Origin of the sequence: Pseudomonas sp. BSw22131, assembly GCF_026810445.1 — a bacterium.
Classification (GTDB): Bacteria; Pseudomonadota; Gammaproteobacteria; order Pseudomonadales; family Pseudomonadaceae; genus Aquipseudomonas; species Aquipseudomonas huanghezhanensis.
In genome coordinates, this window is record NZ_CP113949.1 from 5,659,988 (window position 1) to 5,673,408 (window position 13,421).

Sequence of the window (13,421 nt, forward strand, 5' to 3'; positions counted from 1 at the left end):
GCACCTCAGGCCACGTCGTCCGTTCGGCGACCCGCGCTGCGCCGCCCTCCAGTGATCAGCTCGGTAAACTTCCTGGCTGTCAGCGGCCTGGCAAACAGCCAACCCTGACCGTAAATCACCCCTTCGCTTTTCAGCATCAGCGCCTGCGACTCAAACTCAATGCCCTCGGCAATCACCCGCAGTTGTAACGCATGCGCCATTCGAATGATGTGCGGTGCCACGCCACTGCTGGCAGCGTCATGCCCTAGCGCGTCGATGAACGCCTTGTCGATCTTCAGGCAATCCACAGGCAGCGTCTGCAGATAGGCAAGGCTGCAGTAACCGGTACCGAAATCATCGATCAGCACCTGGTGGCCCCGATCACGAAGCCCTTGCAGATGATTGCGAGCGACCACCACGTCGATCAACCCCCTTTCAGTGACTTCGAACGCAATCTGCCGGGGTGCAACCCGGTGCAGCGCCAACAGCCTGGCGGTCACCCGGCCAATCCTCGGCGCCATCACATCGCACGCGGCGAGGTTGACCGATATGTACAAATGCGGATTGGCGCGCAACACGTGGCCCAGCTGTTCGAGTAACTGCTGAAGCACAAAATCGGTGATCTGACGAATTTGCCCGGTGTTTTCAGCGAGCGGAATGAACAGGTCGGGGCTGGTCAGCGTCCCGTCAGGCCGGCGCCAGCGCACCAGTGCCTCCGCACCGACGCAGATGCGTGTATTGAGATCGAAGATGGGCTGGTAAAGCACTTTCAATTCGCCCCGGCGCAGGGCCCCGTGTAGCTCGCCGCCCAATGACTGACGCTGGCGAACCAGTTGCAGCACGAGCACGCCGATGCATAAAGACATCAGCAGGCTGGCCGGTACCAATAACCACCACGCGCCGGTGATTTTCTCTTGCAGACCGCTGCGTGGTGTCACCAGTACCAACTGATACTCGGGACTTTGCGTGGGCATGCGGTAGATCAACTGGTCCTGCGTCGTGATGAGCGTTTCCACGGAGGTTGACGACCAGTCGTCGGTGGGCGGCAAGAGCTGCGTCGGACCCAGTACCGGAATGGCTTTGGCGCCCTTGTTCAAGACGACGATCAGGCTGGCGCCAGGCGGCAAGTCCACGACATCGGTCAGGTGCCCGCGAGAGGTCGATACTCGAAAATCGCCGCGCCCGAGCATGAGTGACGCGAGGTTGTCGTCTTGTTCCGTCGACGTGTTGAGCCAGTAGTCGTAAGTGGGGCCACGAATATCCGGCCCGCGAAGCTTGCCGATCATGCTCTGGCGGGTCCAGCTGGAGCAGAACTGCGTGTCACTGACAAACGCAGCTTCGTAAATGAAGCGAAATCGCGCGTTGACGTCGCGCAAACGATCAACCAGCTGTGCGCTGCAATTGCGTATTGGCTGAGCTTCAAGCTGATCCAGCCCGGTGCGGAGTTGGCCAAACAACTGCTCAAGCCGCACCAGAAACCGCTCACCCTGGGCGTTCATCTGCGCGCGTTCTGCCACCCGAGCCTGATGCATCGCTAGCCCAAAACTGCCGGCCAGCAGCACAACAGCGCTCAATAACGCCGCTAGCAGAGCCAGCAGCGAAGGACGGTAGAGGATTGAGCGAAGCGGCGTTGTTGCCATCAACATCGGTTGTATCCCGTGGAACACCAGTGAGGTATAGCAACAAGCACGCAAATAGCCCATCGAAAACCGATGGGCCGAGAGAATTATTTCTTGAAATTCAGTACCTGAAGGATAGCTGCGCTTTGCAAATCAGGCTCGCCGTCAAATTTCTGTGGTCGGTAGTGCATCTGGAAAGCGGCCAGTACGTGACGCGTGGCAACGTCGAACTCGCCGGTCTGGGGTGTTGGATAACCGAGCAACGCGAGCTGTTGCTGGAACCAGACAGCACTGGGAACGACCCCCATCATTTGTGACTGAAACTGCGCCACACGCTGCTCTTCGGGCCACACGCCCAAGCCTTCTTGCGCCAGACGCTTCCATGGAAATAGCGGGCCGGGATCAAGTTTGCGCAACGGCGCAATGTCGCTGTGACCAATGATATGGCGGGGTTCTATGTGGTTACGCTGGGTGATGTCCTTGAGCAGGACGATCAACGCCTGAACCTGCGCTTCAGAATACGGATACCAAAGCTTGCCGGTCGGCGTGTCCGTGTAGCCAGGGTTGACGATCTCGATACCGATTGAACTTGAGTTGAGCCACGTCCGGCCTTCCCACTCACTTTCACCGGCGTGCCAGGCGCGTTTGTTTTCGTCGACCAGTTTGTAGATGGTCGCAGGCCCATCCCCGATCAGGTAGTGGCTGCTGACTTCGCCATGGGTCAATAACTGGAGAGAGCGCTCAAGCGACGCCGAGGTGTAATGCACCACCACAAACTGCGCACGATTGTCGAAGTTGACCGAGGGGTGACTCGTGTCGAGCTTTGGCCCACTGGAGCAGGCGGTCAGCAGAAGGAGCAGGAAGACAGAGCAAATCAGCTTCATATCAAGGCAGAACACATAGGCAAGTAATGCAATAGCATAACGTAAGGTCTACAGCTCGCTCAAAGAATGACGAAAATGAAACATCCACTTACGTTTGAGCCGCCTTCAGCCTTGTTCTATCCGGTTACGACCTTCGCCTTTGGCACGGTACAGCGCCTCGTCCGCCCGCTTGAGTACCAGATCGCTGCGCTCACCCAGCTTGAAAGTGGAAATACCCATCGAGACAGTGATCGTCACCGGCTCCCCTTTGAAGTGGAAGGGGCACTGCTCGATAGTCGCGCGCAGACGCTCCAGCAACGCCAATCCGTCCTCCATGGAGGTATGAGGCAGAAGGAACACAAATTCCTCGCCACCATACCGTGCAATGAAGTCATGGGGGCGCAGTTGCCTTCTTAGCTGCGATGCAATCAGCTTCAGCACCTTGTCGCCCGCAAGATGGCCGTATCCGTCGTTGATCCGCTTGAAATGGTCCAAGTCCAGAATGCCCATCAGCAGGCTGCCACGGCTTTTCTGCAGCTGCGTGATCTCAATCTCGAGTCTCTCACTCCAGGCGGCACGGTTGGGCAGACCGGTGAGCGTGTCGATGAGCGCTTTTTGCCGCTGCTCCTCCAAGTGCGTGCGGAAACTCTGAGCCTCTTGCTCCATGGTTGCGACACGACCGACCAGCGATTGCAGTTTGCTGGCGACCTCATGCTCACGCTCGTCGCGCTCTTGCTGGTGCTGATCCATGGCACCGATCAGCCTTTCGAGCCGGCTTTCCAGGATGGTTTTCAGGCTGTTCAGATCGGCCGCGTCCTGCACGCTGCTCTGTAATCCACCGACATGCTCACGCAGTTGATCGTTTAGCTGTCGAGAAGCCGACTGCGTGTCGGCATGGTCGGCGCTTGCTGCCTGCAAATTGCTTTGAAACGACTCGAGGCGGTCGTTCAATTGCTTGAGGTAAATCTCGAACTCATGCTGCCCGCTGTCGGTGATGGCGAGCATAAGCACTGCCAGATCGTCGAGGATCGGCAGTAATTCGTACCAGTTAAGACCATTTTCCAGCCGAACACGCATCGCTTCCGCCTGAGGCCGGTGATGTTCCGGCAGCGATAGCTCGTCCAGCAGGCCTAGAAGGGTTTGCTCTATGTGCGTGGCGACCGAGCTGTACGTGGGCTCCGGGGAAGAAGGCAATGCGTACGGACCGTCTTCTTCTGCACCTGCAACCTCTGCTTCTGCTTCTGATTCTGCGTCGTCTAGGTTATCCGTCTGGCCTTGAGTCAGTTCGACTGGCGCTGAATCTGCGGCGGGCTCATCGGATAACTGATCAGCAACAGCCACTGGGGCATCGTCTACCGCGACTGGATCAACACCGTCAGTAACGTCTCCAACAACATCAATGCCTCCGGCCTGGTCAGCGCTGTCAGGCACGTCAACCCGATGCTGCGGTTGCTGGGCTTCGTCTGCTGCTGGCATAGGAATAGGGTCGGACTCAAGCGCTTCCTGAGCTTTGGCGTCGAGTGGAGCCAGCGGCACCTCATCGGCTGGCGAAATATTGGCTTCTGTATCGACGCGGGCCGGGATGCTTTGCGTGTTGTCCTCAATGGTCTGTGGCTCAACAGAGACCACGGTTTGAGGCTCGACCTCGGCTGCCACCCTGGGAGCCGGTTGCGCTTGAACAGGCGCCTCGTTGGTCCACTGAGGCAAGGCGGCGGTCTCAAGGGGAGCGTCTTGGGGGTCAGCCTCGCGACCACCAAACAAGCGCTGCAGAAAACCGGGACGAGCGGCGAGCTCGGGCCGCTCCATAAGCGCCAGCGCCTGCCCCTGCAGGCCGCTGAGTTCATCCAGCAACAGCGGTAACTCGCGTGCTTGATTGATCCGCTCATCAAGCCCTTTCGCAAGGCGCTTGAGCTGCCGGCTCACCTCTTTGGGCAACGGCAACGCTTGAAGTTGCGTCACCAGGGATGTGAGCGCAGCACCCATTTGCTCGACGCGCTGCTCGCGCCGCTGCTCGGAATCCAGAACTGCTTTTTCGAGACGCGGAATCAGCGCAGCCAGGCCAGCGTCCATGTCGTCCTTGCGCACGATTTCGCGCATTTCCTTCATGCACTGATCCACGGCCTTGTCTGCACCTTCGGCGGCAAGGCTGCTGCGCACAAGACCATGGCGCAACAAGTCGAGACGCGCATTCCAGCGGCGCTCCAACTTGTCTTGCTGATCAATGCTCTTGAGGTACTTTTCTTTCCAGCGCTGTGCTTCGTCGCTCATTCCACGGGTCCGGCAGGAGATGAGCTTGTTATCGGCAGGGAGTCCCCAATTAATGAGGCCGGCAAGCGAATCTCCACCGCAACCGGCAGATGATCGGAAATGGGCTGAGCCAGCACCTGCACTTTTTCAAGCGTGAGGGTAGGGCTCAGAAGGATGTGGTCCAGGCAGCGCTGAGGGCGCCAGCTGGGGAACGTGGCTTCAATCTGCGGCGCCAGCAGACCAAGATCGCGAAGCGGCGAAAGCTCCAGCAGGTCAGAGGCGTGGGTGTTCATGTCGCCCATTAGCACCTGATGACGATAGCCACCGATGAGCTCCCGGATGTAAGCCAGTTGCCGAGTACGAGTGCGCGCACCCAGTGCCAGGTGCATGACCACGATGACCAAGGCATCAGGCCCTTCGCCGAATCGCACGAGAATAGCGCCGCGTCCGGAAGGGCCTGGCAGCGGGTGGTTTTCTATCTCCCACGGCTTGAGCCGGCTGAGCACGCCATTACTGTGCTGACCGAAGCGGCCGAGGTTGCGGTTGAGTTGTTGATACCAGTATGGAAAGGATCCGAGATGAGCGAGGTGCTCGACCTGATTGACGTAACCGGATCGAAGGCTGCCACCGTCGGCCTCCTGAAGGGCGACAAAATCGTAATCGCCCAGCAGGTCGCCAATTTTTTGCAGATTGCTCGCTCGCCCGGTGTGCGGCAACAAATGTTGCCAGCCACGGGTCAGGTAATGACGATAGCGCTCGGTGCTGATCCCCACTTGGATATTGAAACTCAAAAGACGAAGCCGACCGTCAGCTGGCAATCCCGTCTCTTGCAAGTGCCGCTCGTTGACCTTGGCCGAGGGCCGGCCAACGATGCGTTCAGTACTGCCCCAGCGCGCCATGGCAGGCCGGCTTACTTGGCGGCCGCTGCGGCACGCTCTTTGGCGATGAGCTGATCGGCAACTTGCAGGGTTTGCTCAGGGCCGCCAGCGCTGCCGAGGTCGAAACGGTATTTGCCGTTGACGACCATGGTCGGTACGCCCGTGATTTCGTACTTCTTGGCCAGTTCCTTGTACTGGGCAATCTTGCCCTTTACAGCGAACGAGTTGAAGGTCTCGAGGAACTTGGTCCGGTCAACGCCTTGAGTAGCGACGAAATCAGCCATGTCATTAGGGTCGGTCAGACGCTTGCCGCCCTTCTGGATGGCCTCGAATACAGCAGCGTGAACCTTGTGCTCTACACCCATGGTGTCAAGAGTAATGAATAGCTGGCCATGCGCATCCCAAGGGCCGCCGAACATGGCGGGGATACGAACGAAGTGAACGTCGGCGGGGAGTTTTTCAACCCAAGGATTAATAATGGGCTCGAATGCGTAGCAATGTGGACAGCCGTACCAGAACATCTCGACGACTTCGATTTTGCCCGGCTCGGAAACAGGCACAGCGCTTTTTAACTCCACGTACTGCTTGCCGGCCTCAATAGGCTCTGCGGCCTGGGCGGACAAACCAAACAGACTGGTAAAAATCAGAGCGGCGCTGAGAATCAGATTACGCATGCTTAACTCCTGGGCATGAAAAGTCGCCTATACGCGACCGGAATACGACCGGGCGTGGAGGCGTGAGTTCGCAAGTGTAACGCCTGCGGCCAGAAAAAAGGGCAGCCGTTCGCTACCCTTTTCCGCCCGTCCGAACAGTATTCATTAACGTATATGTCAGAAGATGAAAAACGGCATCCCGAGTTAATCCAGCCTTAATGCAAGCCCTGGATGTAGGCCGATAATGCGTCGATATCCTTGTTGCTCAATTTGGCTGCGATGCCTCGCATGATCATCGTCTCGCCGTCATTGGTACGCTCACCTTCGCGGAAGGCCGTGAGCTGTTTTTTTATGTAAGCGGCGTGCTGCCCGCCAAGGTGCGGAAACCCTGCCGCGGCGTTCCCGGCGCCGTCGGGTGCGTGACAACCGATACATGCCGGCATGCCCTGATCCAGCTTGCCGCCGCGAAATAGCGCTTCACCCCGTGCCACCCACTGCGGATCGGCTGCACCGACGCTGCCTTTCTGGGCTGAATAGTAAGCCGCCATGTCGGCCAGATCCTGATCACTAAGCGTGTTCAGCAGGCCGGTCATTTCAAGCACCACGCGCTTGCCGTCTTTGATTTCGTGAAGCTGTTTGAGCAAATAGCGCTGACCCTGGCCGGCCAGCTTAGGGAAGTTAGGCACAACGCTATTACCCTCTGGACCGTGGCAGGCACCACACACAACTGTCTTCGCCTGTCCGGCCGCCACATCGCCCGTCACGCCATCTGCCGCTTGAGCTGAACACGACAGGCCCAGCGCCAACAGCAGACTCACGAATAGCTTGTTCATTGACTAATCCAACACGGCTAAAAGGTAAATATGGATGACGGTCCTGCTCTTTCACCTGACGGGTGATGGTTCGGCAGTCCTCGCTGCTGCAGCCTATGCACGCCTCAAACAGTGGCATCACGGCCGGGGCGGGTTGTCGCCGCGCTGAAGTGTATACTCGCCCCACTTAACGGAAATGATCCACCTTGCCGCACACCAACCGGCCTCTTCCCCACCGGAAATCTCATGCAACTCAAGAATCCCATCCTCGGCCTGTGCCAACAGTCCAAGTTCATGCTCAGCGCCGCCAAAGTCGATCAATGCCCCGACGATGAAGGCTTCGAGGTCGCATTCGCCGGTCGCTCCAATGCAGGCAAATCCAGCGCTCTCAATACATTGACTCACGCCAGCCTCGCGCGTACATCAAAAACGCCTGGGCGCACCCAGTTGCTCAACTTCTTCAGTCTGGACGACGAGCGGCGTCTGGTCGACCTGCCTGGCTATGGTTATGCGAAAGTCCCGATTCCGCTAAAGCTTCACTGGCAGCGTCACCTCGAGGCATACCTCGGTAGCCGGGAAAGTCTGAAGGGGCTGATCCTGATGATGGATATCCGCCATCCCATGACCGATTTTGATCTGCTGATGCTGGACTGGGCCATTGCCAGTCAGATGCCGATGCACATTCTGCTGACCAAAGCCGACAAACTGACCTTCGGCGCGGCCAAGAACACGCTGCTCAAGGTGCAGGCCGAGATTCGCAAGGGTTGGGGTGATGCGGTCACCATCCAGCTGTTCTCTGCACCCAAGCGTCTAGGGCTCGAAGAGGCTTACACGGTTCTCGCCGACTGGATGGAACTGGAAGACAAAGCGCCTGCCGAGTAAATCGCAGGCAAAAAAAACCCCGGACTTCATGTGGGGAGGGGAAGTTCGGGGTAATAAGTCCGGGCCACTAGGGAGGGGTCCGGGTATCTGCCAACACTTAACACAACATAGGAGCATGAATGGCTACGTCCGCCACTCGCTAGCTCTGACCGGGGCATAGCCCCGGAGTTCAAAAAGTATTGGAATTTAGTGCCCGTTGACGTCCCGGTCTGTAACAGCAAGTTCATTCGCGAGGCGCCAGATCTGGTTTCACCCAGAAGACGCCTCGCCAATCGGTTAGCTCCCACAGAAGCGCACACTGATCAAAAATCAATCAATGTGCCTCATCCCAGTTATCACCCACACCCACTTCAACCAGCAGCGGCACATCAAGTTCCGCAGCACCGCTCATGTGAACGCGGATGTCCTTGCTGATCTGCTCGACCAGGTCCTCGCGCACTTCCAGCACCAGTTCGTCGTGTACCTGCAGGATCACCCGGGCATCCAGACCTGATTCGTCCAGCCAGCCATTCACCGCCACCATGGCACGCTTGATGATGTCCGCAGCAGTGCCTTGCATCGGGGCGTTGATCGCCATGCGTTCGGCGCCCTTGCGCAGCGCCTGATTCTTCGCGTTGATGTCCGGCAGATACAGGCGACGACCAAAAATCGTTTCGACAAAGCCCTGCTCGGCCGCCTGCGCGCGCGTGCGCTCCATGTACTGCAGCACGCCGGGATAGCGGGCGAAATAACGGTCCACGTAGGCCTGAGACTGCTTGCGGTCGACGCCGATCTGCTTGGCCAGACCGAACGCGCTCATGCCGTAGATCAGTCCGAAGTTGATCGCCTTGGCGCTGCGACGCATGTCATTGGTCACGCCTTCAAGTTCAACGCCGAAGACTTCCGATGCCGTCGCCCGGTGCACATCCAGGTCGTTGCGGAACGCGTGGAGCAAACCCTCGTCCTTGGCGAGATGCGCCATGATCCGCAGCTCGATTTGCGAGTAGTCCGCCGCGAGCAGTTTGTAGCCTTTGGGCGCCACGAATGCCTGACGAATCCGACGCCCTTCGGCTGTACGAATCGGGATGTTCTGCAGGTTCGGATCACTGGAAGACAAGCGTCCGGTCACCGCTACCGCTTGGTGGTAGGAGGTATGGACGCGGCCGGTGCGAGGATTGATCTGCTCCGGCAAGCGATCGGTATACGTGCTTTTCAGCTTGCTCATCGAGCGGTACTGCATCAGCACTTTGGGCAGCGGAAAGTCCTGCTCGGCCAGTTCCTGCAATACCGCTTCTGCGGTCGATGGCTGACCGGTCGCGGTCTTGCTGATGATCGGCAGCCCGAGTTTTTCATACAGGATCACGCCCAACTGCTTGGGCGAGCCGAGGTTGAACTCCTCGCCGGCGATAGCGAACGCCTCGCGCTCAAGCTCCGTCATCTTGGTGCCCAGCTCGACGCTTTGAATGCCCAGCAGCTTGGCATCAACGTACGCGCCCTGGCGCTCGATACGCGCCAGCACTGGCATCAGCGGCATTTCAATGTCGTTGAGCACTGGCGCCAATGATGGAATGGCTGCCAGTCTGGCTTGCAGGGTTTCGTGCAGGCGCAGCGTCAGGTCCACCTCTTCTGCGGCGTAAACGCCAGCCTGCTCCAGAGCGATCTGATCGAAGCTCAGCTGCTTGGCGCCCTTGCCGGCAATCTCCTGGAAATTCACGGGCGTGTGGTTCAGGTATTTGGCGACGAGACTGTCACGGTCGTGACGGGTTGCGGTGGAGTCGAGCACATACGATTCAAGCATGGTGTCGAACTTCACGCCCTGAACAGTAATGCCCTGCGTCTGATCGCCGTCGATAGCGCAGTTTGCAAGCAGGTTGATGGCGAACTTGGCGTGCTGGCCGACCTTTATTTTGGTCGCGTCCTCCAGCATAGGCTTGACCGCTTTGAGCACCGCGTCGCGGTCCAGTTGCTGCGGCACGCCCATGTAAGAGTGGGTCAGCGGGATGTAAGCGGCTTCGTGGGTCTGGATGGCAAATGAAATACCCACGATCTGCGCTCGCTGTGCGTCGGTGCCATTACTCTGCACGACGAAGGCGAACAATTCGGCGGCTTCGAGTTTTTTCAGCCAGGCATCAAATTGCGTCTGCTCAAGGACCAGTTCGTATTGTGCCTCGATAACGGGCGCGGGCTCTTCGGTCACGATCTGCTGCCCGGCCTGTCTGGCATCACGCTGCAGGTCTTCGATCCAGCTCTTGAACTCAAGCTCGGTGTACAGCGCCATCAGCGCGTCGCGATCAGGCTCGGCGCAATGCAAGGCGTCCAGTTCGATATCCAGCGGCACGTCGATCTTGATGGTTGCCAGTTGGTACGACAGGAACGCCATTTCCCTGTGATCTTCAAGCTTGGCAGACAGCGATTTTGCCCCTCTGATGGAAAGCGTCGCGACCTTGTCGAGGTTCTCGTAAAGCTCTTTCAGCCCGCCGTTGATACCGGTCAGCAAGCCTGCAGCGGTCTTTTCGCCGACGCCGGGAACGCCCGGGATGTTGTCGACCTTGTCGCCCATCAGCGCTAGGTAATCGATGATGTGTTCGGGACCGACGCCAAACTTCTCTTTCACGCCAGCGACGTCCATTACGCTACCGGTCATCGTGTTGACCAGGGTGATGTGTCCATCGACCAACTGCGCCATGTCCTTGTCGCCGGTCGAGATGATTACCGGACGATCCGCTGCCGCGCTGCTGCGGGCCAGCGTACCAATCACGTCGTCAGCTTCTACGCCCTCGACGCACAGCAATGGATAGCCCAGGCCCTTAACGCAGGCATGCAACAGATCGACCTGCACGCGCATGTCATCGGGCATGCTGGGGCGATTGGCTTTGTATTCAGCGAACATTTCGTCACGAAACGTCCCGCCCTTGGCATCGAATACCACGGCAAACGGGCTTTCAGGGTATTGACGACGCAAGCTTTTGAGCATGTTCAGCACGCCTTTGACCGCGCCGGTTGGCAGGCCCTTGGACGTGGCAAGTGGTGGCAGCGCGTGAAAGGCGCGATACAGGTAAGACGAACCGTCCACCAGGACGAGGGGGGCTTGGCTCATGGGCAGAATCAACCTTTTCGGCGGGTCCGGCGCTAGAATGCGCGAACCGTTGACGACAAAGGGGCAAGGTTATCATGCGCAAGCTAAATCGCCTGTTGCTGGCGAGCGTCTTGTCGGTTTGCCCACTGATAACGCTGGCTGCCGATGAGGCGCCCTCGGCAGAGCCCGACGTCACGATCCGCCAGGACGGCGACAGGTTCATACAGGAATATCGCGTGAACGGTTTTCTGTATGCGGTCAAAATCACGCCCAAGCATGGTAAACCGTATTTTCTGGTACGCGCCGATGGCACTAGCGCGCAGTTCATCCGCTCTGACCAACCGGACATGCTGATCCCCCAGTGGGAAATTTTCAGCTGGTAGCGCCTTACACTCACTCTATTTGGCAGTCTTCATATGTCGGTTTTTACCCCCCTGGCTCGGCCCGAGCTGGAAGCTTTTCTCGCCCCCTACGGGCTCGGCCACTTGCGCGACTTTCAGGGCATTGCCGCCGGCAGTGAAAACACCAACTTCTTTATCAGCATGGAAAAGGGCGAATTCGTCCTGACGCTCGTAGAGCGCGGTCCGGTTCAGGAAATGCCGTTTTTCATTGAGCTGCTGGACGTGCTGCACGATGCAGATCTGCCGGTTCCGTACGCCCTGCGCACCACTGATGGCCAAGCGCTGCGTGAGCTCAAAGGCAAGCCGGCGCTGCTGCAGCCTCGCTTGCCGGGCAAGCACCCGACACAGCCCAACACCCAGCACTGCGTTCAGATCGGCGAGCTGATGGGGCGCATGCATCAGGCCACCCGTGAGCACGTTCTGGAGCGCAGGACCGATCGCGGTCTGGACTGGATGTTGAAAGAGGGCCGCAACTTTATCTCGCACCTGGACGACACTCAGGGCGCGCTGTTGAAAGCGTCGGTGGAAGAAATCGAACGTCATCAGCCGAAGATCATGGCCTTGCCACGGGCTAATCTGCACGCGGACCTGTTCCGCGACAACACGCTGTTCGAAGGCACGCATCTCACTGGAGTGATCGACTTCTATAACGCCTGCTCCGGCCCGATGCTGTATGACGTGGCCATTGCCGTAAACGACTGGTGCTCCCATCAGGACGGCACAATCGACGCGCCTCGCGCTCGTGCCTTGCTGGGCGCTTACGCTGGCTTGCGTCCCTTCACCGCTGCCGAAGCCGAGCTTTGGCCCACGATGCTCCGGGTCGCGTGCATACGCTTCTGGCTGTCGCGCCTGATTGCCGCAGAGCTGTTTGCCGGACAGGACGTGCTGATTCACGACCCGATGGAATTCCAGGAGCGTCTTGAGCAACGTCAGGAAACGCACATCCCACTGCCGTTTGCGCTGTAGCAACGGACAGTCTTTGTAGGAGCGAGTGGGCGGCATCCCGACTTGCCCGCGAATGCGTCAGATCATTGAGCACCCACTTATCTGACCCACCGCAATCGCGGGCAAGCTCGCTCGTACTAAAGCAAGCGCGTTACAAACTCTCCAGACAGCCCGCCAAATCATCCCCCAGCTTTTGCAGCAATTGCTCATAACCCTGAGCCGACGCCGGGGTGTAACCGCCCAATCCGTCCAGCTCTGCCAGCTTTACCGGTAAGCCCGCACTGAGGGTTTCTGCCAGCCGCGGGCGCAGCGGCGGCTCGCTGAAGACGCAGGTTTTTCCAAACTCCTTGAGCCGCTTTCTCATCTGTGCAACATGCTGTACGCCGGGCTGCACTTCGCTGCTGACCGTAAAGACGCCTGCGTGCTGAAGCCCGTAGGCCTCTTCGAAATAGTCGAACGCCTCATGGAACACGAAATACTTCTTGTCACCAATCCCCGCCACGCGCGCCTTTATCTTCGCGTCAGTCGCGTTCAGGCGCTCGTTGAATGCCTTGAGGTTGCTTTCATAGCGCGCGGCATTGGCTGGGTCTGCCGCACTCAAGTCCGACGCCATCCTGGCGGCAATCACCCGGGCATTCACCGATGACAACCACAAGTGGGCATCCAGGCTCCCCGGCCGGTGATCGTGGTCATGCTCATCTGCTTCTGCGTTTTCGTCCGCGTCATCGTGCGCAGCGCCAGCCACGAAATACCGCAAATGCATGCCCGGCAGCGACTGCACAGGCGTCGAAGCCTTAGCTCGACCTGCGAGCACACGCGGCAGGAAGGTTTCCATGTCCGGGCCGATCCAGTACAGCAGATCAGCTTCCTGCACCCGCCGTATGTCGGAAGGCCGCAGGGCATAGTTGTGGGGTGATGCGCCTGGCGGCAACAGCACTTCTGGAACCGAGACACCGTCCTGCACCGCAGCGGCAATCAGCTGTAAAGGCTTAATGCTGGTCAGGACACGAACCTCGGCCTGAGCGTTGGAAACGGATAGCAATCCAATGAGGGATGCGACAAAAATCAAAAAAAGTCGGGACACGAT

The 13,421-nt window shown here is 58.6% G+C and carries 11 protein-coding genes; 3 read left to right on the forward strand and 8 right to left on the reverse strand.

Translation table 11 applies throughout. The annotated features are described in order from the left end of the window. Positions 1 to 5: 5 nt before the first annotated feature. From OYW20_RS25600 to OYW20_RS25625, 6 genes are all read right to left on the reverse strand, one after another. Positions 6 to 1,625, reverse strand: coding sequence for an EAL domain-containing protein (locus OYW20_RS25600; protein WP_268798637.1), 1,620 nt, complete (start codon positions 1,623 to 1,625; stop codon positions 6 to 8). A gap of 80 nt (positions 1,626 to 1,705) precedes the next feature. Continuing rightward, the gene (locus tag OYW20_RS25605; protein WP_268798638.1) at positions 1,706 to 2,482 is read right to left on the reverse strand and encodes an N-acetylmuramoyl-L-alanine amidase; all 777 of its coding nucleotides are present in this window, start codon (positions 2,480 to 2,482) and stop codon (positions 1,706 to 1,708) included. A gap of 105 nt (positions 2,483 to 2,587) precedes the next feature. Then, positions 2,588 to 4,729, reverse strand: a complete 2,142-nt coding sequence (locus OYW20_RS25610) for a GGDEF domain-containing protein (RefSeq protein ID WP_268798639.1) — start codon at positions 4,727 to 4,729, stop codon at positions 2,588 to 2,590. Then, positions 4,726 to 5,607, reverse strand: coding sequence for an endonuclease/exonuclease/phosphatase family protein (locus tag OYW20_RS25615; protein ID WP_268798640.1), 882 nt, complete (start codon positions 5,605 to 5,607; stop codon positions 4,726 to 4,728). Before OYW20_RS25615 ends, OYW20_RS25610 begins: the two co-directional genes overlap by 4 nt. Before the next feature lie 11 nt (positions 5,608 to 5,618). After that, positions 5,619 to 6,260 (reverse strand): thiol:disulfide interchange protein DsbA/DsbL, encoded by a 642-nt coding sequence (locus OYW20_RS25620; protein WP_268798641.1) that lies wholly within the window; start codon positions 6,258 to 6,260, stop codon positions 5,619 to 5,621. A 194-nt stretch (positions 6,261 to 6,454) separates the two neighbouring features. After that, positions 6,455 to 7,072: a c-type cytochrome gene (locus tag OYW20_RS25625; protein ID WP_268798643.1), complete on the reverse strand. Its 618-nt coding sequence runs from the start codon at positions 7,070 to 7,072 to the stop codon at positions 6,455 to 6,457. Between the two features lie 225 nt (positions 7,073 to 7,297). Between OYW20_RS25625 and yihA the strand changes: the two genes are divergently transcribed. Then, positions 7,298 to 7,933 carry a ribosome biogenesis GTP-binding protein YihA/YsxC gene (gene yihA / locus OYW20_RS25630; RefSeq protein ID WP_268798644.1) on the forward strand — a complete coding sequence of 212 codons (636 nt, stop codon included), beginning with the start codon at positions 7,298 to 7,300 and terminating at the stop codon, positions 7,931 to 7,933. Between the two features lie 313 nt (positions 7,934 to 8,246). On the opposite strand, the gene polA is transcribed toward yihA, so the two are convergent. After that, complete coding sequence (gene polA / locus OYW20_RS25635) at positions 8,247 to 11,009, reverse strand: DNA polymerase I (protein ID WP_268798645.1); 2,763 nt, start codon at positions 11,007 to 11,009, stop codon at positions 8,247 to 8,249. A 74-nt stretch (positions 11,010 to 11,083) separates the two neighbouring features. Here polA and OYW20_RS25640 point away from each other — a divergent pair, with 74 nt between their 5' ends. Then, positions 11,084 to 11,371 (forward strand): DUF2782 domain-containing protein, encoded by a 288-nt coding sequence (locus OYW20_RS25640; protein ID WP_268798646.1) that lies wholly within the window; start codon positions 11,084 to 11,086, stop codon positions 11,369 to 11,371. A 33-nt stretch (positions 11,372 to 11,404) separates the two neighbouring features. After that, positions 11,405 to 12,355 (forward strand): homoserine kinase, encoded by a 951-nt coding sequence (locus OYW20_RS25645; RefSeq protein WP_268798647.1) that lies wholly within the window; start codon positions 11,405 to 11,407, stop codon positions 12,353 to 12,355. A gap of 130 nt (positions 12,356 to 12,485) precedes the next feature. Here OYW20_RS25645 and znuA read toward each other — a convergent pair whose 3' ends face one another. Beyond that, entirely contained in the window at positions 12,486 to 13,418 is a 933-nt protein-coding gene (gene znuA / locus OYW20_RS25650) for a zinc ABC transporter substrate-binding protein ZnuA (RefSeq protein ID WP_268798648.1), read from the reverse strand. Positions 13,419 to 13,421: the final 3 nt, after the last annotated feature.